Origin of the sequence: Streptomyces sp. NPDC020845 (genome assembly GCF_044334165.1) — a bacterium.
In the GTDB taxonomy this organism is placed as follows: domain Bacteria; phylum Actinomycetota; class Actinomycetes; order Streptomycetales; family Streptomycetaceae; genus Streptomyces.
Genome location: NZ_JBIRSJ010000002.1, coordinates 673,108 through 693,816, shown reverse-complemented (window position 1 = coordinate 693,816; position 20,709 = coordinate 673,108). Strand labels below are relative to the sequence as shown.

The following is a 20,709-nucleotide window of genomic DNA, read 5'->3' as shown; positions in this document are numbered from 1 at the left end:
CGGGCGTGGGGCTCCATGTCCCGGGCCCGGTTCTGGCCCGCGTCGGCGGCTCGGCCGCCTGCGCGGCCTCGCGGGCGGGGCAGGTCCCGCGTGCGCGCGGCTTGGACGTGTGCCCCGGGCCACGCGTCCGGTTCGGCCGCCCCGTCTCGACCCGTTCGCGTCGGCAGCCGGGCCCGGCCGGGCGGCGCCCCGCTCCGGCTGCCCGGACGACATCCCACTCGCGAGGAGACGAGGACCTGCCCCGCATGGCCTCTTCCAGCCCGGCGGACACCACTTCCGCAGACGCCGCCACCACCCCTGACAGGCCCGCCGACCGTGCGGGTGAGCGGTTGTTGCGGGGGGCGTTGCGGCACAGCGCGGGGCGTGTCGTCGCCGTCTTCTGGCTCACCACCGCGGCCGCCGCCGTCGGGCTCGCGCTCCCCGCCGTCCTCGGCCGTACGCTCGACGTCCTGCTCGCCGACCCCCACGGCGCCGAGGCCCGGCGCTGGGTGCTCACCAGCGCTGGGCTCACCTGTCTGCTCGTGGTGCTGGACGCGCTGGACTCCCTGCTCACCGGCACCGCCAACGCCCGCTCGATCGCCTGGCTGCGCCGCCGCCTGCTGCGCCATACGCTGAGCGCCGGGCCGCGCGCGGGGCGGCGGACGGCGGCCGGGGATCTGGTGACCCGGCTGGTGGGCAACGCCGCGCAGGCCGGGACCGCGCCGACCGCGCTCGCCTCCGCGCTGGCGGCCGTCGTCACCCCGGTCGGCGGGCTGGTCGCGCTGGCCCTCATCGACCCGTGGCTCGCCCTCGCCTTCCTCCTCGGGCTGCCGCTGCTCGCTGTTCTGCTGCGCTCGTTCGTCCGGGACACCACCGACAGCGTCGCCCGCTACCAGCACAGCCAGGGCGAGATCGCGGGCCGCCTGGTGGAGGCGCTGGGCGGGGCGCGGACCATCGCGGCGGCCGGGACGGGCGGCAGGGAGCGGGCGCGGGTGCTCGCGCCGCTGCCCGAGCTCAGCCGGCAGGGGCATCGCATGTGGCGGGTTCAGGGGCGCTCCGCCGCGTGGGCCGCCGCGATCGTGCCGTTGCTGCAGATCGCGGTGGTCGCCGTGGCCGGGCTGCGGCTGACGGCGGGGGAGCTGAGCGTCGGATCTCTGCTGGCCGCCGCCCGTTACGCGGTGCTGGCCACCGGCATCGGCATGCTGGTCGGCCACCTCAACGGCCTGGTGCGCAGCCGCACCGCCGCCCGCCGCTTCGCGCCCGTCCTGGCCGAGCCCGCCACCGCGTACGGCACGCGCTCGCTGCCGCCGGGAGACGGGACGCTGGAGCTGCGCGGGGTCCGGGCGGCGCGCGGCGGGCGCGAAGTGCTGCACGGGGTCGATCTGGTGGTGCCGGGCGGGCGCTGCGTCGCCGTGGTCGGCCGCTCCGGGTCCGGCAAGTCGACGCTGGCCGCGATCGCCGGGCGGCTCGCCGACCCGGACGGCGGCGAGGTGCTGCTCGACGGCGTGCCGCTGCCCGAGCTCACCCACGGCGCGCTGCGCCGCGCGATCGGCTACGCCTTCGAGCGCCCGGCGCTGCTCGGCGGCACGGTCGGCGGGACCATCGCGCTGGGACCGGCCCCGCCCCCGCCCGGCCGGGTCGTCGAGGCGGCGCGCGCGGCCTGCGCCGACGACTTCGTACGGCTGCTCCCGGACGGGTACGACACACCGGTCGCGGACGCCCCGCTGTCCGGTGGCGAGACCCAACGCCTGGGCCTGGCCCGGGCGTTCGTCCATGAGGGCCGGGTGCTGATCCTCGACGACGCCACGTCGAGCCTGGACACGGTCACCGAGCTGCGGGTGACCCGGGCCCTGTCCGGCCGCCTCCTGGGCGCCCGGCCCCGCACCCGCGTGATCGTCGCCCACCGCGCGGCGACGGCGGCCCGCGCGGATCTGGTGGTCTGGCTGGAGGACGGGCGGGTACGGGCGGCGGGGCGGCACGCCGAACTCTGGGCGCTGGACGGGTACCGGGCGGTGTTCGCCGCGCCGGATGTGTCCGACGGGCCGGATGTCCCCGGCGGGCTGGATGTCCCCGACGGGCTGAATGTGCTGGATGTGCCGGATGCATTCGACGAGCCGAACGGATCCGAAGTGCCGCAACCGGACGGAGGAGTTCAAGGTGGCTGAATCCGTGCCGGGCAAAAAGGGCGGCCGGATTGGCGCGCGCGGGGCTAGACCGGGGCCATATGCCGAGGGCATTCGCTTTCTGCGCGAGCGGCGCCGGGTGCTGTGGCGGCTCGCCGCGTGGTCGGTGCTGGAGTCCGGACAGACCTTCCTGAGCGGATACGCGCTGGCCCGGGCCCTGGACGACGGCTTCCTGCCGGAGGAGCGGGGCGTCGGCCTTGCCTGGCTGGGGCTCGCCGCGCTGGCCGTGGCCCTCGGCGCGTACGGCACCGGCCGCGTCTACCGCGCGATGGCCGCCCTCGTCGAGCCGCTGCGCGACGCGCTCGTACGCCGGGTGGTGACACACGCCGTGGGCGGCGCGGGTGGCGGGCGTACGGACGATGGGGGTGCGGGCGGGGGCGCTACGGCGGTCTCCCGGCTCACCCACCAGGTGGAGATCGCCCGGGACACCTTCGCCGGTCTGGTCATGGTCTCCCGCTCGTTCGTATTCGTCGCCGCCGGCGCCCTGGTCGGCCTCTTCTCACTCGCCCCGGTCCTGCTGCTCGTCGTCCTCCCGCCGCTGATCCTCGGGCTGGCGCTGTTCCTGGCGACGCTGCGCCCGATGGCCCGCCGTCAGGAGGCGTTCCTCGAAGCGGACGAGAACATCGCGCAGACGCTGGGCGCCGTCGCCTCCGGGCTGCGGGACATCACGGCGGCGGGGGCGGAGGAGCGGGTCGGGGCGGACGCGGGGGACCGGATCGACGCCGAGTACCGGGCGGCCCGCGCCCTCGCCCGCTGGGGCGTGGTGCGGGTGATCGCCATCGGGGTGGGAGGGCGGCTGCCCGTCGTACTGCTGCTGGTGGCCGCCCCGTGGCTGCTGGGGCGTGGGGTGACCACGGGCGTGCTGGTGGGTGCGCTGGCCTACCTCCAGCAGTCGCTGCTGCCCGCCCTCCAGAGCCTGATGCAGGCCCTCGGCACGGGCGGCTCCCGGCTGGCGGTGGTGGTAGGACGGCTGGCCGGGACGGCGCCCGATGGGGACGAGTTGGGTCCGGAGAGTGCTTCAGGGGTGGCGGCTCCAGACGGAACGGCGGCGCGTCCGGCCTCCCCCGCCGTCGAGTTGCGCGCCGTCACCTTCGCGTACGGCGACCGTGCCGCCCCGGTCGTCGAGGGCCTGGACCTCGATGTGCCGGCGGGCGGTCATCTGGCCGTGGTCGGGCCGAGCGGGATCGGCAAGTCCACGCTGGCGGGGCTGATCGCGGGGCTGCTGGAGCCGCGGTCGGGCGAGGTCCGGGTGTGCGGGGAGCCCGCAAGGGAGCCCGTACGGGGGACCGGCGCCGTACGGGCTGCCGCGCTGCGGGTGCTGATTCCGCAGGAGGCGTACGTGTTCTCCGGCACCCTCGCCGACAACCTCCGCTATCTGTGCCCGGAGACGGGCACCGGGGCCCGTACGGACGCCGAACTCGCCGCCGCCGCCGAGGCCGTGGGGCTCGACGCGCTGCTGTCGCGGATCGGCGGGCCGTACGCCGACGTCGACCCCGGCGCCCTGTCCGCGGGGGAGCGCCAGCTGATCGCGCTCGCCCGCGCGTATCTCTCGCCCGCCCCCGTGGTGCTGCTCGACGAGGCGACCTGCCATCTCGACCCGGCTGCCGAGGCCCGCGCTGAGCGGGCCTTCGCGCGGCGGCCCGGCACCACCCTGATCGTGATCGCCCACCGCGTGAGCTCGGCGCGCCGCGCCGAGCGCGTGCTGGTCATGGACGGCCGGCAGACGGTCTGTGGCCGCCACGCCGAGCTGCTGGAGCGCTCACCGCTCTACCGCGACCTCGCGGGAAGCTGGCGGGACTGGGGGGACCTGGGGAGCTCGGGGAGCCCGGGAGGCTCGGGGCACCTGCTGGGCGCCGGGGCTTCAGACCCAGCCCTCGCCCCGCGAGATGCGGATGGCGTCCACGCGGTTGCGCGCCCCGGTCTTCCGGGTGATGGAGGCCATGTAGTTGCGTATCGTCCCGTTGGACAGATGCAGGCTGTGGGCGATCTCGGCGATCGAGGCGCCTTCGGCGGCCAGTGAGAGCACGCTCAACTCGCGTGCGGTGAGCGGCATTTGGGCCGCCTGGAGAAAGCCGTAGCCCAGGGAGTCGTCGATGAAACGCTCCTTGTTCGCGACGCTCCGGATGCCGTCAAGCAGCCGGTCCGGCGAGGCGTTCCGGTCGATGTAGCCGAGGGCTCGTGCCTCGTGGGCCCGGCGCAGCGGCCCCGGACGCTCCGCGTCCGCCAGGACCAGCAGTTCGCACCGGCCGTCCTTGCCGGATCTCTCGCTGGATATCCCCCCGGCTATCTTGGCTAACTCCCCCTTTCTCGTGGCCCCGTCGGAGCCTGGACAGCCCGTGTCCACCACGCAAACGTGCGGTCGGACCGCGCGGGCTCGACTACGCGCGTCACGCCAGGATGTCGGCGTCACCTCGATGTCCGGTTCAGCTTCGATCAGCGCTGCCAGCGCGGATCGCAGCAAGCAGGAGTCGTGCACCAGAAGTACCCGGATCACGTGCTGTCCCTCCAACCCCGTGCGGTTTGCCCGGTTCCGGGCATCGTTGATGAATACCGGGGTTGCCCCTGTCATGAACGCGCATATTGAGCCAACGGGGGGCGCACGGGCGCGCAAAAGACCTCATTCATGCTTATCTGCCCTCGCGTGCGCCGTCTGCGCCCTCGCGCGCCCCGTCCCGGGCGGTCAGGTCGATGAGGCGGCAGACCGTCTCGATGTCGATCTTCACCTGGGCGATGGAGGCGCGCCCCGACAGCCAGGTGATCAGCGCCGAATGCCAGGTGTGCTCGATGACCCGCACCGCGGACAGCTGCTCGGGCGTCGGCGGCCCGTCCAGACCCATCGCGTCGAGGATGATCGCGGTGGTGAGCCGGGAGACGGTGTCCACCTCCGGGCTGACCGAGCGGTCGGCGAAGGTCAGCGCCCGGACCATCGCATCCGCCAGATGGGGCTCGCGCTGCAGCGCCCGGAAGGCGCGCATCAGGGTCTGGGCGACCCGGGCGGTCGGCTCCTCCTCGGTCGGGGGGCGTTTGCGCAGCGCCTCGTGCATATGTTGCAACTGGTCCTGCATGGTGGCCACCAGCAGATGGACCTTGGAGGGGAAGTAGCGGTAGAGGGTGCCGAGCGCCACGCCCGAGTTCTCGGCGACCTCGCGCATCTGCACCGCGTCGAAGCCGCCGCGGCTGGCCAGCCGGGCGCTGGCGTGCAGGATCCGCCGACGGCGCGCCTCCTGCCGCTCGGTCAGCTGCAGGGAGGCCGGCTTGGCTTCTGCGGTCATCTGTCTCACTTCGGTGCGGTACAGCCACTGAAACTCGTTCTAGATTAGCGCGGTGGCTCGCCCACCACACCGGCGTTTGCGCAGTTGAGACAGGTGGCGGCCCTACTGGCGAGTATCGGGGCCGGTCAGCCGCGCGCCCCCCGAACCTCCCGACCTGCGCCCGCAGTGGTGCGGATCACCCGTCCCGGCCGCGGTGCCGATGTCCTGACCAGGTATCTTCAGGACTTCTCGGGCGATCCGATAGTGAAACTTGTTCTAGATAAACGCGAGCGGTTACGCTCCCGCTGAGTTGCACCTAGGAGGGGGCGCGAGTGACCGCTGAGGCCGCGCAGAAGACCGGGATCGAACCGCTGCCCGACCCGCCTCCAGCCACCGTCGACAGGGATCCGGACCGACCGCTGCGGATCGCGCTGCTCACCTACAAGGGGAATCCGTTCTGCGGGGGTCAGGGCGTCTACGTACGCCATCTCTCCCGCGAACTCGCCCGGCTCGGCCACACCGTGGAGGTCATCGGCTCCCAGCCGTACCCGGTCCTCGACGACCAGGAGGGCGTCACCCTCACCGAGCTGCCCAGCCTCGACCTCTACCGGCAGCCCGACCCCTTCCGTACGCCCCGGCGCGAGGAGTTCCGCGACTGGATCGACGGCCTGGAGGTCGCCACGATGTGGACCGGCGGCTTCCCCGAGCCGCTGACCTTCAGCCTGCGCGCCCGCCGCCATCTGGCCGCCCGGCGAGGCGAGTTCGACGTCGTCCACGACAACCAGACCCTCGGCTACGGTCTGCTGGACCTGGACCGCGTCGGCTTCCCGCTGGTCACCACCATCCACCACCCCATCACCGTCGACCGTCAGCTGGAGCTGGACGCCGCGCCCGACTGGAAGCGCCGCGCCTCGGTGCGCCGCTGGTACGGCTTCACCCGGATGCAGAGGCGAGTGGCCCGGCGGCTGCCCTCCGTACTCACCGTCTCCGGCTCCTCCCGCCGGGAGATCGTCGACCACCTCGGAGTGCGCCCGGGCCGGGTGCACGTGGTGCACATAGGCGCGGACACCCGGCTGTTCTCCCCGGACCCCGCCGTGCCCGAGGTGCCCGGCCGGATCGTCACCACCTCCAGCGCCGACGTACCGCTCAAGGGCCTGGTCCACCTCGTGGAGGCGCTGGCGAAGGTCCGCACCGAGAACCCCGACGCACATCTGGTCGTCGTCGGCAAACGCCCCGAGAGCGGCCCGGTGGCCGAAGCCATGAACCGGTACGGGCTCGAAGGCGCCGTCGACTTCGTGAAGGGCATCAGCGACGCCGAACTCGTCGACCTGGTGCGCGGTGCGCAGATCGCCTGTGTGCCCTCGCTGTACGAGGGGTTCTCGCTGCCCGCCGCCGAGTCCATGGCCACCGGCACCCCGCTGGTCGCCACCACCGGCGGCGCGATCCCCGAGGTCGCAGGGCCCGACGGCGAGACCTGCCTCGCCGTCCCGCCGGGCGACGCGGGCGCGCTCGCCGCCGCGCTCACCCGGCTCCTGGACGACGCGGAGCTGCGCCGGAAGCTGGGCGCGGCGGGCCGTGAGCGGGTACTGACGCACTTCACCTGGGAGCGGGCCGCGATCGGCACGGTGGAGCGCTACCGCGAGGCCATCGCGGCCCGGGCCGGAGCCCGCCGCCCTGGGCCCGCCGTCCGCGGCGCCGCCCGCCGCCCCGTCTGACCACCCTTCCCCCGCGCGGCCTCGCAGCCGGCCCAGCCCAGCCCCGCCCCGTCTCGCCCAGCCCCGCCCCGTCCCGTCTCGCCCCGCCCCGTACGCCGACCCGCCGGAACCCCCCTGATCAGAAGGCAGATCACCGTGCTGACCGTCGATTTCTCCCGCTTCCCGCTCGCCCCCGGCGATCGCGTCCTCGACCTGGGCTGCGGCGCCGGCCGGCACGCCTTCGAGTGTTACCGGCGCGGCGCGCAGGTCGTCGCCCTCGACCGCGACGGCGAGGAGATACGGGAAGTCGCCAAGTGGTTCGCCGCCATGAAGGAGGCGGGCGAGGCCCCCGCGGGCGCGACGGCCACCGCCATGGAGGGCGACGCACTGGCCCTGCCCTTCCCCGACGACAGCTTCGACGTCGTCATCATCTCCGAGGTGATGGAGCACATCCCCGACGACAAGGGCGTGCTGGCCGAGATGGTGCGGGTGCTGCGCCCCGGCGGCCGGATCGCGGTCACCGTGCCGCGCTACGGTCCTGAGAAGGTCTGCTGGACGCTGTCCGACGCGTACCACGAGGTCGAGGGCGGCCATATCCGCATCTACCGCGCCGATGAACTCCTCGCCAAGATGCGCGAGGCCGGCCTGCGCCCGTACGGCACCCACCACGCCCACGCGCTGCACAGCCCCTACTGGTGGCTCAAGTGCGCCTTCGGGGTGGACAACGACAAGGCCCTGCCCGTCCGGGCGTACCACAAGCTGCTGGTGTGGGACATCATGAAGAAGCCGCTGGCCACCCGGGTCGCCGAGCGGGCCCTCAATCCGGTCATCGGCAAGAGCTTCGTGGCGTACGCGACCAAGCCGCACACCCCCGCACGGGGGGAGGCGTGACGGCCTTCGGCCCCGGGCCCGGCCGCACCGAACGCCTCGTCCTGCCCGGCGTGTTGACCGCGGAACAGGCCACGCGGACGGTGGCGGGCATCGCCGCCGTACAGCGTGACGACGGAGCCATCCCGTGGTTCCGCGGCCACCACCTCGACCCCTGGGACCACGTCGAGGCCGCGATGGCGCTGGACGCGGCCGGCGAGCGGGAGCGCGCCGAGGCCGCGTACGAGTGGCTGGCCCGCCACCAGAACCCCGACGGCTCCTGGTGCGCCGCCTACCCCGACACCGCGAGCGGGGTCGACACCGCGCACCCCGCCGACCTTGGCCGGGAGTCCAACTTCTGCGCGTACGTCGCCGTCGGCGTCTGGCACCACTACCTGTCCACCGGCGACGACGCCTTCCTGGACCGCTTCTGGCCGACCGTCTTCGCCGCCGTCGAGTTCGTCCTCGGCCTGCAGCAGCCCGGCGGACAGATCGGCTGGCGGCGCGAGGCCGACGGCACCGCGCTCACCGACGCCCTGCTCACCGGCTCCTCCTCCGTCTACCAGGCGCTGCGCTGCGCCCTGGCCATCGCCGAGCACCGCGAGGAGCCCCAGCCGGACTGGGAGCTGTCGGCCGGGCTGCTGGGGCACGCCATCCGCCACCACCCCGAGCGGTTCCTCAACAAGGACCACTACTCGATGGACTGGTACTACCCGGTGCTCGGCGGCGCCCTCACCGGCGCCGAGGCCAAGGAGCGCATCGAGGCGGACTGGGACCGCTTCGTCGTCCCCGGCCTGGGCGTGCGCTGTCTGTCCACCAATCCCTGGATCACCGGCGGCGAAAGCTGCGAACTCGCCCTCGCGCTCTGGGCGATGGGGGAGTCCGACCGGGCGGTGGAGATACTGCGCTGGATCCAGTCCCCGCTGCGTGCGGAGGAGGACGGGATGTACTGGACGGGCTACGTCTTCGAGGACGACGCCGTCTGGCCGGAGGAGCGCACCACCTGGACCGCGGGCTCGCTGCTGCTGGCGGTGGCGGTGCTGGGCGGGGACGAGGCGACCATGGCGGTCTTCGGCGGGGAGCGGCTGCCGCGCGGGCTGGACTCGGACTGCTGCGCGTAGTTGGTGGCTTGAGGCGCTGCGTGGAGCGACGCCCCGGGCCTCAGCTGTTGAGATCGGCCAGCGTCCGTAGCGTCTCCGGGTCGGGCGCGGTCACCAGCAGATCGGTCACCGGGCCCTTGCGCCACAGCTCCAGCCGCTCCGCGATCCGCTCGCGCGGCCCGACCAGCGAGATCTCGTCCGCGAAGGCATCCGGCACCGCCTGGACCGCCTCCGTGCGGCGGCCCGCGAGGAAGAGCTCCTGGACCCGGCGCGCCTCCGCCTCGTAGCCCATGCGTCCCATCAGATCGGCGTGGAAGTTACGGGCCGCGTGGCCCATGCCGCCGATGTAGAAGCCGAGCATCGCCTTGACCGGCAGCAGCCCTTCGGCGACGTCCGTGCAGACCCGGGCCTGGGCCATGGGCGCCACCATGAACCCCTCGGGCGCGTCGGTGAGCGCCGCCTCGTACAGCTCCGTGCGCCCCGGCGACCAGTACAGCGGCAGCCAGCCGTCCGCGATCCGCACCGTCTGCGCGATGTTCTTGGGGCCCTCCGCGCCGAGGAGTACGGGCAGGTCGGGCCGGAGCGGGTGGACGATCGGCTTGAGCGGCTTGCCGAGGCCGGTGGCGTCCGGCCCGGTGTACGGGTGCGGATGGAAGCGCCCGTCCAGCCGCACCGGGGCCTGGCGGCGCAGCACCTGGCGGATGACCTCCACATACTCGCGGGTGGCGGTCAGCGGGCTCTTCGGGAACGGCCGCCCGTACCAGCCCTCGACGACCTGGGGCCCCGACAGCCCGAGGCCGAGCATCATCCGGCCGCCGGAGAGGTGGTCGAGGGTGAGGGCGTGCATCGCGGTGGCGGTGGGGGTGCGGGCGGCCATCTGCGCGATGGCCGTGCCCAGCTTGACCCGGGTGGTGTGGGCGGCGATCCAGGTGAGCGGGGTGAAGACGTCCGAACCCCAGGACTCGGCCGTCCACACGGAGTGATAGCCGAACCGCTCGGCCTGCCGGGCGAGTTCCAGATGGCGGGGGTCGGGGCCGCGGCCCCAGTAGCCGAGCGCCAGTCCGAGCCGCATGGCGTCCCTCCGTCCCGTATCGCATGATGGCTGACGGTGTATCAGGTGGTGGTGCGGCGGACTGTACGGGCCGGACCCGCGAATGGCAACGGCCCCTCGCCCTTGATCGGGCGGGGGGCCGTTGTCGTGGTGATCAGCGAGCCGGGTCGAGCGTATGGCTCGCGTTGGGCGGTGTCAGCCGCGCTGGATCCCCGTCGTGTCCTGCAGCACGCCACGACGGCCGTCCTGCGTCTGGGCGACCAGCGCCTGACCGCGCTGCTCCACCGCGAGGTACCAGGTGCCGGGGGCCAGCTCGGCGATGGTCGACGAGGAGCCGTCCTCCGCGTACAGCGGGCGCGCCACCGGCACCGCGAACCAGAACGGAGCGAAGTCCGAGCCGGCGGCCGGCGGCGGGGTCGGCTGACCCGCGCCCGGCTGGGCGCCGAACGGCGGGGCGGGCTGACCGGGCTGGGCACCGTACGGAGCCGGGGCGCCGGGCTGCGCGCCACCCGGGCCCGGGTAGCCGTAACCGGGCTGCGGGGCGGCGCCGTACGGAGACGGGGCCGCCGGGCCGCCGGCGCCCGCGAGCGGGGCCTGCAGGGCGGGGACGCGCGGGGTCAGGACGACGCCCGCCGCCAGGGCGAGGCTGGCCAGCAGCGAGAGGATCGCACCGACGCTCATGCTCATGCCGTCAGGCGTGAGGAACAGCGTCCAGAGCGAGGCCCAGGCGGCGCCCACCGCGAGGCCGTTGCCCCACTGGCCGAGGGTGAGCCCGCTGACCTTGCGGCTCTCCGGCTGGAAGCGGCCGGCGATGACAAGCCCCGCGCCGATCAGACCGGCCAGGAACACCGACGGCAGGATGATGCCGAGCTTGTCCGTGTCCCACGCGTTCGGCATGTCGACCTTGTCACAGTACGAGCCGCAGCCGTCGACGGAGTAGAAGTCGAGGAACGAGGCGATGAACAGCAACACCGCTGCTCCGATCACCACGCCGTCGCCTCGAGTGAGGGAGCGGATGTTCAACGTAGGGGTCCTTTGTTGGTTTCGTCGGTACGGACGGCAGTCGCCGCGCGCGTGGCGCGAAGGCGTCGGGGGTGGTGCCCCATCGTACGGGTGAATCTCTCGCCGAAGAGCAGGGGTGTCCGATCGGTGTCCCGGTCGTGACCTGCTGTTCGGGGAGTTGTTGCGTTATCGGTTCAAGAAGTCCGTAATGCCCTGTGCGATCCCCCGTGCGGCACGCTCCCGCCATGCCGCGTCGGTCAGTTCTGCGGCGTCCTTCGAGTCACGCATATTGCCACACTCGATGAACACCTTCGGAACCGTCGAGAGGTTGAGTCCGCCGAGGTCATCGCGCACCTTCAGACCGGTGCCGTCGCCGATGTAGTTGGCGGGCTTCGCTCCGGTCGCCTCGCTGAATTCCGTGACCAGCCGGGTGCCGAGTCGGTGGGACGGGCCGGTGATCGTCGAGGTGTCGGCCCCGCCGCCGCGTACGGAGGCGGGCAGGATGACATGGAAGCCGCGCTGCCCGGCCGCCGCGCCGTCCGCGTGCACGGAGACGGCCGCGTCGGCGTGCGCCTTGTTGCCGATCTCCGCCCGCTCGTCCACGCACGGCCCGTACGCCCGGTCGCCGTCCTGGGTGAAGACGACCTTGGCGCCCCGGTCTTGGAGCAGGGTGCGCACACGGCGTGAGACGTCGAGGGTGAAGGACGCCTCGGAGTAGCCGGAGTTGGTGGCCGTGCCCGTGGTGTCACACTCCTTCTTCGTCGTACCGATGTCGACACTGCGGGCGATCGCGGAGGGGTGGTCGCGGTTGTGTGGATTGTGGCCGGGGTCGATGACCACGACCTTGCCGGTGAGCGGCCGGCCGGAGTCGTCCTTCGGATGACCGGTGGCCCCGCTCGACGGGCCACCGCTCGCGGGCGGGGCGATCGAGGTGCTGTCGGCGGTCGGCAGGGAACTGGTGCCGCCGCCGCTCTTCGGGTCGCCCATGGAATCCCAGATCAGCCAGCCGGCGAGACAGGCGGGCACCAGGGCGGTCAGCACAACCGCCAGGGTGCCGCTGCGGCGGCCGGGGCTTGAGGGAAAGCTTCCGTTCGACACTCGGGCGATGGTAGTCGTGCGGCACTGGCGGGCGCGGGCGGGTCTGGTGGGCGGTCGCGCTGGGGCGGCGGGCGGTGGGCAGGGGAGCAGGGGGGGGAGGGAGCAGCGGGACACGTTACGCGGCGGTGCGGCGCAGGACGCGTAGCGAGCCGGTCACGGACAGCTCGGCGAAGGCGCCGGAGGCGAGCGCGCGGCGGTAGATGCGGTACGGGGCCTGGCCGCCGTCGGCCGGGTCGGGGAACACGTCGTGGATCACCAGGAGCCCGCCAGGGGCCAGATGCGGGGTCCAGCCCTCGTAGTCGGCCGTCGCGTGCTCATCGGTGTGCCCGCCGTCGATGAACACCAGGCCGACCGGCCCGCCCCATACGGCCGCGACCCGCGGGGACCGGCCAACGACGGCGATCACATGGTCTTCGAGGCCGGCGGCGTGAAGGGTGCGGCGGAAGGTCGGCAGGGTGTCCATCAGGCCGACCTCGGGGTCGACGACCTCCGGGTCGTGGTACTCCCAGCCGGGCTGCTGCTCCTCCGAGCCACGGTGGTGATCGACGGTGACCGCGACCGTGCCCGCCGCGCGGGCGGCGGCGGCCAGCAGGATCGTGGAGCGGCCGCAGTACGTGCCGACCTCCAGGAGTGGCAGCCGCAGAGCGGCGGCCGCGTCGACGGCGGCGGCGTACAGGGCGACGCCCTCGTCCACGGGCATGAAGCCCTTCGCGGCCTGGAAGGCGGCGAGGGTGGCGGCGTCGGGGGTCGCGGCGGGGGTTCCGGTGGGGGCGGAGGCAGGCTGGGTCACCGGGCCATCGTGCCGTACGGCCCGGCGGCGGGGCGGCCGGGGTTGACCTTGACCGGGACGCCACCGCCGGGGTGGACGCCGGCGGCGAGTCGGCGGCCTGGGCCGCGTCGCTCTCCTGTGGCACCGGTCTTCCCTGATTTCTGACTATCCGTCAGATTGGATGCGAGCAGGGCCGAGAGTTCTGAGATCCGAGAGAGGCGTTTCATGGGCATCGCCATCACGGAAGACCAGCGGGAACTGGCGCACGCGGTGCGGGGGTGGGCCGCTCGGGCCGTGCCCCCCGAGGAGGTGCGCAAGCTGCTGGACGCCCCCGCGGGCGGTTCGGGGCGGCCCGCCTACTGGGACGGGCTGGCCGCGCAGGGGCTGCTCGGGCCGCATCTGCCAGAGGCGTACGGAGGGGGCGGCGGCGGGCTGCCCGACCTCGCCGTCGTCCTGGAGGAGACCGGGCGGGCGGTGCTCCCCGGGCCGTATCTGCCGACCGTACTGGCCTCGGCGGTGCTGGCGCGGGCGGGGCAGGGCGAGTTGACCGCCGCGCTCGCTGGGGGTACGCGCATCGGCGCGGTCGCCCTGGGCGCCGGGTCGCTCACCGCCACCCCCGCGGCGCCGGGCGACGCGGTGCGGGGCTGGGTGCTGGACGGATGCGCGCCGCCGGTGCTCGGCGCGGCCGACGCCGACCTCGTCGTCCTGGCCGCCGCGACCGCCGACGGCGGTACGGCCTGGTTCGCCGTCGACGCCCGCGACCTGGAGATCCGTGTCCACGACAGCGCCGACCCGACCCGCCCCACGGCCGAGGTTCGGGCCTTGCGTACGGCCGTCCCCGCCGACCGGGCGCTCGCCGTGGACCCGGGGCTGGTGCGGGATCTGGCCGCGGCGCTCTTCGCGGCCGAGGCGTGCGGGACGGCGGCATGGGCCCTGGACACCGCGGTCGCGCACGCCAAGACGCGCGAGCAGTTCGGGCGGCCCATCGGCCAGTTCCAGGCCGTCAAGCACCTGTGCGCCGACATGCTCGTACGCGTCGAGCAGGCGCGCGCCCTGACCTGGGACGCGGCCCGCGCGGCGGGCGAGCCCACGACCCACACCGGACCCGCCCCGCACGCCCACCACCCCCCGCTCGCCCTGACCGCCGCGCTCGCCGCCGCCACCGCGCTCGACGCCGCCCACAGCTGCGCCAAGGACTGCGTCCAGATCCTCGGCGGCATCGGCTTCACCTGGGAGCACGACGCCCACCTCCACCTCCGCCGCGCGACCGCCGCCCGCGCGCTGCTCGGCGCGGGCGGCGCGCATCGGCTGCGGGCCGCCCGGCTCGCCGCCGCGGGCGCGCGGCGTGAGCTGCGGCTGGAGCTTCCGGCCGAGGGGGAGGTCCGCCGGGAGTACGAGCGGTACCGGACGCGGGCGCGCGCCGCGATCGAGGCGGCGCGCGGTCTTGACCCCGCCGCCGCCCGCCGCGCCCTCGCGCCCACCGGCCACGCCGCCCCGCATCTGCCGCCCCCGTACGGGCTCGGCGCCGGCCCCGTACAACAGCTCGCGGTGCAGCGGGAGCTGGCCGACGCGGGGGTGGTCCTCAGCGATCTGGGGGTCGCCACCTGGGTGGTGCCCTCGCTCATCGCGTACGGGACGCCGGAGCAGCGGGAGCGCTATCTGCTGCCGACGCTCCGCGGCGAACTGCGCTGGTGCCAGCTGTTCTCCGAGCCGGAGGCGGGGTCCGACCTGGCGGCGCTGCGCACGAAGGCCGAGCGGACCGAGGAGGGATGGCGGGTCAGCGGGCAGAAGGTGTGGACGTCGGGGGCGCGGCGGGCGCACCACGGCATCCTGCTGGCCCGTACGAATCCGCGGGCGCCCAAGCACAAGGGGCTCACGTACTTCCTCGTCGACATGGAGCGGACCGCCGGGATCGATATCCGTCCGCTGCGGGAGATCACCGGGGAGGCGCTGTTCAACGAGGTCTATCTGGACGATGTCCTGCTGCCGCACGACGCGGTGGTGGGTGAGGTGGACGGCGGCTGGGCGGTGGCCCGCAACACGCTCGGCAACGAACGCGTCCACATGGCCGACCAGCTGACCTTCGACACCGGCCTGGAGGCCCTGATCGCGCGCACGGCCGACGCCGACAACGACGCCGACAACGACACCGGCAACGACAACGCCCCCTGCGGTGCCGACGACTGGGTGCGGGAGCGGGTCGGGGCGCTGATGGCCGAGGCGCACGCACTGGCCTGCCTGGGGCTGCGCACCACCTTGCGGCAGGTGTCCGGTGTGGAGCCGGGGGCGGGCGCGAGCGTCCGCAAGCTGATTCAGACCGCGCACCAGCAGAAGGTCGCCGAGTTGGCCCTTGAGCTGCTGGGCCCGGCGGGCGCGGTGCGCGAGGGCGCGGGGGAGCGGGCGCTGCACGGCTTTCTGATGTCCCGCTGTCTGACCATCGCGGGTGGTACGACGCAGGTGCAGCTGAACGTCGTCGCGGAGCGGATGCTGAAGCTGCCGCGCGACCCTGCGCCCGCGTAACGCGCGATCCGGGCCCGCCCGTACGCGCGATCCGGGCCCGCCCGTACGCGCGTGCCGGGCTCGCACGGCACGCGCACCGGGGCCCGGGGAGCGCGGTCCACGCCCGAGACGGGCGCGTGCCCCGGCTTGTGCCCGTGCAGATGCGCCTGCCGTGCGAGCCCTACGCCCAACGACCTGCATAGGTACGACAAAAATACGATGCACTGTGCATGGCTCGGTGCCAGCATCACGGCCATGCCCGCCCACACCCCCTCCACCACAGGTCACTCGTCCGCCGCGGCACGCGTCACCCCACCGGCCTGGGCGGTGCTCCTGGCCGCGTGCGCGGGTCAGTTCCTCGTCGTCCTCGATGTGTCCGTGGTCAATGTCGCGCTGCCGTCGATGCGTACGGACCTCGGGCTCGGCGAGACCGCGCTCCAGTGGGTGGTCAACGCCTACGCGCTCACCTTCGCCGGATTCCTGCTGCTCGGCGGCCGGGTCGCCGATCTCTTCGGGCGCAAGCGCGCCTTCCTCGTCGGCCTCGGCCTGTTCACCGCCGCCAGCCTGGCGGGCGGGCTCGCCCGGGAGCCCTGGCAGCTGGTCGCCGCCCGGGCCGCCCAGGGCCTGGGCGCGGCCGTGCTCTCCCCGGCCACCCTCACCATCCTCACCACCACCTTCCCGGGCGGCGCGGCCCGCACCCGGGCCATCGGCACCTGGACTGCGGTCGGCGCGGGCGGCGGCGCTGCGGGCGGACTGGTCGGCGGGCTGCTCACCGACTATCTCTCCTGGCGCTGGGTGCTGCTGGTCAATGTGCCCGTGGGCGCGCTGGTGCTGGTCGCCGCGGCGGTGTGGCTGGCCGAGAGCCGGGCGGTGGCCGGGCGCCGGCTCGACGTACCGGGCGCGGTCCTCGTCACGGCGGGGGTCTCGTCGCTCGCGTACGGCATCGTGCAGACCGAGCGGCACGGCTGGGCCGCCGCCGCCTCGCTCGTACCGCTGCTCGGCGGCCTGGCGCTGCTCGGCGTCTTCGTCGCCGTCGAGGCGCGCACCCGGGCTCCGCTGATGCCGCTCGGGCTGTTCCGGATCAGAACGGTCTGGGCGGCGAACGCGGTGATGCTGGTGTGCGGCGGCGGCATGTTCGCGATGTGGTACTTCATGTCCCTTTACCTGCAGAACGTGCTGCACTTCAGCCCCATCGAGGCCGGACTTGCCTTCCTCCCGCACACCCTGTCCATCGTCCTCGGCTCCAAGCTCGCGCCCCGGCTGATGGCGGTGTTCAGCGGCAAGGCGCTGGCGATGACCGGCGGGATCCTGGCCGTCGTCGGCTATGCCTGGCAGAGCCGGATGGACGCCGACGGCACCTTCGTCGGTACGGTCCTGGGCCCCGCGATCGTCATGTCGCTGGGCTCCGGCCTGATGATGACCCCGCTGGCCACGGCCGCCACCTCGGGCGCCGCGCCGTCCGAGGCGGGGCTGGTGGCGGGTCTGGTCAACACCAGCCGTCAGATCGGCGGCGCGCTCGGCCTGACCGTGCTGACCACGGTCGCCGCCGAACGCATCTCCGCCACCGAGGGCGGCAGTGACGGCGGCGGGGACGGGCCGGGCCCGGTGGCGCTGGCGGCCGGGTACAGTCATGCGTTCACCGTCGCCTCGGGCATCATCGCGGCCGCTGTGGTCCTGATGGCCGTGGCCCTCCCACGCCGCCGCGCCTGAGAATTCTTCCGCGGCCGGGCAACGGTTCGCCGCCTCCGTGGACTCCGTAGGTCGAGGAGGTGCCCATGGGGGACACGACGGCGAACCGGGACGAGGAGTTCCGGGAGTTCGTCACCACGCGATGGCCGCGGCTGGTGCGCACCGCGTATCTGCTCTGTGGTGAGCAGCACACGGCCGAGGACCTGGTCCAGTCGGCCCTGGTCCGGGTCTATGTCGCATGGCGACGGGTCCGCGCCGCGGACGAGCCGGACGCCTACGTACGCCGCGTCCTCGTCAACGAGCACGCGCGGCGGCACCGCAGAAAGCTGAAGGAGCTCCTGACCCTCTCCCCGGGCGACACCGACGGCTGGCAGACGCCCGACCGTGACCGGATCACCCTGGCCGACGACCGGGAGATGCTGCGCCACGCCCTGGCCGGGCTTCCGCCCCGGCAGCGTCAGGCCGTGGTGCTGCGGTACTGGGAGGACCTCAGTGAGTCACAGGTGGCGGTCGCCATGGGCTGCTCGGTCGGAACGGTCAAGAGTCAGGCGGCGAAGGGGCTGGCGAAGCTGCGGGCCGCGCTGGCGCGCGAAGACGTGACCGCGGGTCACGGGGAGGTGCGATGAACAGGGAGTCGTGGTACGCGGAGCCCGAGTACGCGGGGGATCCGGACCGGGAAGCAGGTGAACTGACGGATCGGCTGGGCACGATCGCGGACGAGGTGACCATCGGCCCCGTGCCCTACCCGGACGTGGTCCGTGCCGGCCGCCGGCGCAGGGCGCGCCGGCGGGCGGGGGCCACCGCGCTGGCGGTCACGGCGGTGCTGGTGGCCGGAGGGGTGGGCCTCGGGCAGTTCGGCGACTCCGGCCAGGAAGAGACGGCGACGGCCGCCGCCGCGTCGGCGCCGGCGCCGGGCGCGCTTCAGCCGGTCACGACCGTCGTGGGCAAGGGGAAAACCGACGGGAAGCGCTGGGAGGTCTCGGTCACCGTCTACGGGCCCGCGCGGACGAAGGAGGAGGCGCACCGCCAGTACGACCTGGCGATGAGCCGGGGGGACGCCTACCCGATACTGGACGGCAAGTGGGAGGGGAAGTACCCGAAGACCCTGCGCATCGGCGTGACCTGGTTCTCCACCCGGGTGACCGAGGGCGGGAAGCAGAGGACGACGATGGCGGACTGGGTGTCGCCGAAGCCGGCCAAGGGGGAGACGCTGCTGGGCGGCTCGTATCAGCACTCCGGCGCCGAGGCCGGCCCGGTGGGCCTGGCGTGGCTGTCGCCGAAGGTGGAGCGCGTGGCGGTCCACTGGAAGGACGGTTCGACCGACGAGCCGAAGGTGGTCCCGGTGAAGGGCACCGACGTCCGCTGGATCGTGAGCGAGCGCCCGGCCCACGGGGTATCGGACGAATACATCGAGGTCTTCGACGGCGCGGGGAGGGGGACGCGGCTCGGGCCCCCCTTGCGGTTCGACGCCGTGGGGAAGGATCCGGCGTTCCAGAAGAAGGAGCAGGAGAAGAAGCGGCGGGTGACGACGAAGAAGTAGGACAAGCGACGGGGGCGGGCGCGCCTCGGGGCGATCCGGGGCGCGCCGCGGGGCCGCCAGCCGTTACAGCCAGCCGTCACGACCGGCCGTTATGACCAGTCGTCACAGCCAGCCGTTCTGGCGCGCCGCCCGCACCGCCTCCATGCGGTTGCGGGTCTGGGTCTTGCCGATGGCCGAGGACAGGTAGTTGCGGACGGTGGCGGGGGACAGATGGACCTTGGCGGCGATGTCGGCGACGGTCGCCCCGTCCACCGCCGCCGTCAGCACGTCCCGTTCGCGCGGCGTCAGCGGGTTGGGGCCCGCGCTCAGCGCGGCCGCGGCCAGGCCCGGGTCGATGACCCGCTCGCCCGCGAGCACCCGGCGGACCGCGACGGCCAGTTCCTCGACCGGGCCGTCCTTGACCAGGAACCCGGAGGCCCCCGCCTCCATCGCGCGGCGCAGATAGCCGGGGCGGCCGAAGGTGGTCAGGATCAGCACATGGCAGCCGGGGAGCTCCTGGCGCAGCGCGGCGGCGGCGTCCAGACCGCTGAGGCCCGGCAGTTCGATGTCGAGGAGAGCCACGTCCGGCCGCGTCTCGAGCGCGCGGGGCACGATCTTGTCACCCTCGCCGACCTGCGCGACGATCTCGAAGTCCGGCTCCAGGCCGAGCAGCAGGGCCAGCGCGCCCCGCATCATGCCCTGGTCCTCGGCGAGCAGTAGCTTGATCACGCCGTACGGACCCCCTTGACGTCCATCGGATCCTTGCCCTCGCCTTTCATGTCTTCCCCGTTTTCGCCGTCGTCGCCGTTGTTGCCGTCCACCGGCAGCGCCGCCGCGAGCCGGAAGCCACGGCGCCCGGCCGGGCCGGTCTCCAGCGAGCCGCCCGCCGAGGCCAGCCGCTCGGCCAGGCCCTTGAGCCCCGTACCTCCCCGTCCGCCGGGGACGGCCTTACCGGCCGAACGGGAGCCTACGCCGTTCCCGTCGTCGACGATCTCCAGACGCACCTGATCGGCCTCCTGACGGACCTCGATCTCGCACTGGCCGGCCCCGCTGTGCCGGACCACATTGGTGACCCCCTCGCGTACCACCCAGCCCAGCAGCGCCTCGGTCTGCGGGGGCAGCGGCGGCCCCGACCGGCGGACGACGGCGTCGATGCCCGAGGCGTCGAGCAGCGAGCGGGCCCGGTCCAGCTCCGTCGCCAGGCTGCCCTCGCGGTAGCCGGTGACGGCCTCCCGGATCTCGGTGAGGGCCTGGCGGCCGACGGCCTCGATGTCGGCGGCCTGGCCCAGCGCGGCGTCCAGGTCGCGCGGGGCGAGGCGGCGTACGGCCTCGGCCTTGACCACCACGACCGACATGGTGTGGCCCAGCAGATCGTGCAGATCGCGGGAGAAGCGCAGCCGCTCCTTCTCGACGGCGGTGCGGGCCAGCTCCTGGCGGGTCGCGCGGAGTTCGGCGACGGTGTCGAAGAGCGACAGGATCGCTGCCGTCACCAGGCCCGACATTACCGTTCCGTAGCCGACGATCAGCGCGTCGTCCGCGCCGCCGCGCCAGCCGGAGATGATCCCGGCGGAGGCCGAGTACGTCAGCAGCAGCGGCCCCAGCTGGCGGCGGCGGACCACGATGCCGGTGGCCAGCGACAGCAGCGGGAAGCAGAGCAGCCAGTTGCCGGCGTAGCCGATGGACAGGGCGTAGGTGAGGGCGGCCAGCCCGGCGAGGGAGGCGAGGCAGCGCCGGGTGGGGCGGCGCCGCTTGTCCAGGCCCGCATAGACCGTGGTGGCGTACAGGGCGCAGAAGGCGGCCACCCCGAGGGCGCCGAGCCATGGCAGCGGGGTCTTCCCCTGGATCAGGTCCTTGACGTCCCCGGTGAGCATGAAGAGCCAGGGCAGGAAGGCACGCGGGCCGGGCGGTTTGCGGCGCTCGAAGTCCGAGGCAGCCTCAGCGTCCGAGGCATCTTCCGCATCCGAGGCATCTTCCGCGTTCGACGTTCTGGCAGACATGGTCCGAGGTT

At 73.7% G+C, this 20,709-nt stretch carries 16 protein-coding genes and 1 pseudogene; 9 read left to right on the top strand and 8 right to left on the bottom strand.

The window, feature by feature from the left end; genetic code table 11:
- The first annotated feature begins 245 nt into the window (after window positions 1-245).
- Window positions 246-2,144 (top strand): ABC transporter ATP-binding protein, encoded by a 1,899-nt coding sequence (locus ACH4U7_RS07035; RefSeq protein ID WP_398526945.1) that lies wholly within the window; start codon window positions 246-248, stop codon window positions 2,142-2,144.
- Entirely contained in the window at window positions 2,080-4,182 is a 2,103-nt protein-coding gene (locus ACH4U7_RS07030) for an ATP-binding cassette domain-containing protein (protein ID WP_398526944.1), read from the top strand. Before ACH4U7_RS07035 ends, ACH4U7_RS07030 begins: the two co-directional genes overlap by 65 nt.
- Here the strand turns inward: ACH4U7_RS07030 and ACH4U7_RS07025 are convergent.
- Both ACH4U7_RS07025 and ACH4U7_RS07020 read right to left on the bottom strand, forming a co-directional pair.
- Window positions 4,108-4,731: pseudogene (locus tag ACH4U7_RS07025) on the bottom strand (LuxR C-terminal-related transcriptional regulator); the annotation flags it as partial. The gene ACH4U7_RS07030 and the pseudogene ACH4U7_RS07025 sit on opposite strands and share 75 nt — an antisense overlap.
- 58 nt (window positions 4,732-4,789) lie before the next feature.
- Window positions 4,790-5,434 carry a TetR family transcriptional regulator gene (locus tag ACH4U7_RS07020; protein WP_398526943.1) on the bottom strand — a complete coding sequence of 215 codons (645 nt, stop codon included), beginning with the start codon at window positions 5,432-5,434 and terminating at the stop codon, window positions 4,790-4,792.
- Between the two features lie 311 nt (window positions 5,435-5,745).
- Between ACH4U7_RS07020 and ACH4U7_RS07015 the strand changes: the two genes are divergently transcribed.
- The 3 genes from ACH4U7_RS07015 to ACH4U7_RS07005 all read left to right on the top strand — a co-directional run bounded on the left by ACH4U7_RS07015 (window position 5,746) and on the right by ACH4U7_RS07005 (window position 9,095).
- Window positions 5,746-7,128: a glycosyltransferase family 4 protein gene (locus tag ACH4U7_RS07015; protein WP_398526942.1), complete on the top strand. Its 1,383-nt coding sequence runs from the start codon at window positions 5,746-5,748 to the stop codon at window positions 7,126-7,128.
- 135 nt (window positions 7,129-7,263) lie between these two features.
- Window positions 7,264-7,998 carry a methyltransferase domain-containing protein gene (locus ACH4U7_RS07010; protein ID WP_398526941.1) on the top strand — a complete coding sequence of 245 codons (735 nt, stop codon included), beginning with the start codon at window positions 7,264-7,266 and terminating at the stop codon, window positions 7,996-7,998.
- Window positions 7,995-9,095, top strand: a complete 1,101-nt coding sequence (locus tag ACH4U7_RS07005) for a prenyltransferase (protein WP_398526940.1) — start codon at window positions 7,995-7,997, stop codon at window positions 9,093-9,095. The genes ACH4U7_RS07010 and ACH4U7_RS07005 overlap by 4 nt, the downstream gene beginning before the upstream one ends.
- A gap of 40 nt (window positions 9,096-9,135) precedes the next feature.
- Here the strand turns inward: ACH4U7_RS07005 and ACH4U7_RS07000 are convergent, their stop codons facing one another.
- From ACH4U7_RS07000 to ACH4U7_RS06985, 4 genes are all read right to left on the bottom strand, one after another.
- Complete coding sequence (locus tag ACH4U7_RS07000; RefSeq protein WP_398526939.1) at window positions 9,136-10,146, bottom strand: LLM class F420-dependent oxidoreductase; 1,011 nt, start codon at window positions 10,144-10,146, stop codon at window positions 9,136-9,138.
- A 174-nt stretch (window positions 10,147-10,320) separates the two neighbouring features.
- Window positions 10,321-11,148: a hypothetical protein gene (locus tag ACH4U7_RS06995; RefSeq protein WP_398526938.1), complete on the bottom strand. Its 828-nt coding sequence runs from the start codon at window positions 11,146-11,148 to the stop codon at window positions 10,321-10,323.
- Window positions 11,149-11,313: 165 nt separating this feature from the next.
- Window positions 11,314-12,225, bottom strand: coding sequence for an N-acetylmuramoyl-L-alanine amidase (locus ACH4U7_RS06990; RefSeq protein ID WP_398526937.1), 912 nt, complete (start codon window positions 12,223-12,225; stop codon window positions 11,314-11,316).
- Window positions 12,226-12,340: 115 nt separating this feature from the next.
- Window positions 12,341-13,015, bottom strand: a complete 675-nt coding sequence (locus tag ACH4U7_RS06985; protein ID WP_398526936.1) for a class I SAM-dependent methyltransferase — start codon at window positions 13,013-13,015, stop codon at window positions 12,341-12,343.
- Between the two features lie 204 nt (window positions 13,016-13,219).
- On the opposite strand from ACH4U7_RS06985, the gene ACH4U7_RS06980 reads away from it, so the two are divergent.
- The 4 genes from ACH4U7_RS06980 to ACH4U7_RS06965 all read left to right on the top strand — a co-directional run bounded on the left by ACH4U7_RS06980 (window position 13,220) and on the right by ACH4U7_RS06965 (window position 18,722).
- Window positions 13,220-15,514, top strand: coding sequence for an acyl-CoA dehydrogenase (locus ACH4U7_RS06980; RefSeq protein ID WP_398526935.1), 2,295 nt, complete (start codon window positions 13,220-13,222; stop codon window positions 15,512-15,514).
- Between the two features lie 234 nt (window positions 15,515-15,748).
- Complete coding sequence (locus tag ACH4U7_RS06975; RefSeq protein ID WP_398526934.1) at window positions 15,749-17,203, top strand: MFS transporter; 1,455 nt, start codon at window positions 15,749-15,751, stop codon at window positions 17,201-17,203.
- 65 nt (window positions 17,204-17,268) lie between these two features.
- Window positions 17,269-17,808, top strand: coding sequence for a SigE family RNA polymerase sigma factor (locus ACH4U7_RS06970; RefSeq protein ID WP_089506395.1), 540 nt, complete (start codon window positions 17,269-17,271; stop codon window positions 17,806-17,808).
- Window positions 17,805-18,722 carry a hypothetical protein gene (locus ACH4U7_RS06965; RefSeq protein ID WP_398526933.1) on the top strand — a complete coding sequence of 306 codons (918 nt, stop codon included), beginning with the start codon at window positions 17,805-17,807 and terminating at the stop codon, window positions 18,720-18,722. Before ACH4U7_RS06970 ends, ACH4U7_RS06965 begins: the two co-directional genes overlap by 4 nt.
- A 102-nt stretch (window positions 18,723-18,824) precedes the next feature.
- Here ACH4U7_RS06965 and ACH4U7_RS06960 read toward each other — a convergent pair whose 3' ends face one another.
- Together ACH4U7_RS06960 and ACH4U7_RS06955 are read right to left on the bottom strand one after the other, a co-directional pair.
- Window positions 18,825-19,430 (bottom strand): response regulator transcription factor, encoded by a 606-nt coding sequence (locus ACH4U7_RS06960; protein WP_014180185.1) that lies wholly within the window; start codon window positions 19,428-19,430, stop codon window positions 18,825-18,827.
- Entirely contained in the window at window positions 19,427-20,698 is a 1,272-nt protein-coding gene (locus ACH4U7_RS06955; protein WP_398526932.1) for a sensor histidine kinase, read from the bottom strand. Before ACH4U7_RS06955 ends, ACH4U7_RS06960 begins: the two co-directional genes overlap by 4 nt.
- Between the last annotated feature and the right edge of the window lie 11 nt (window positions 20,699-20,709).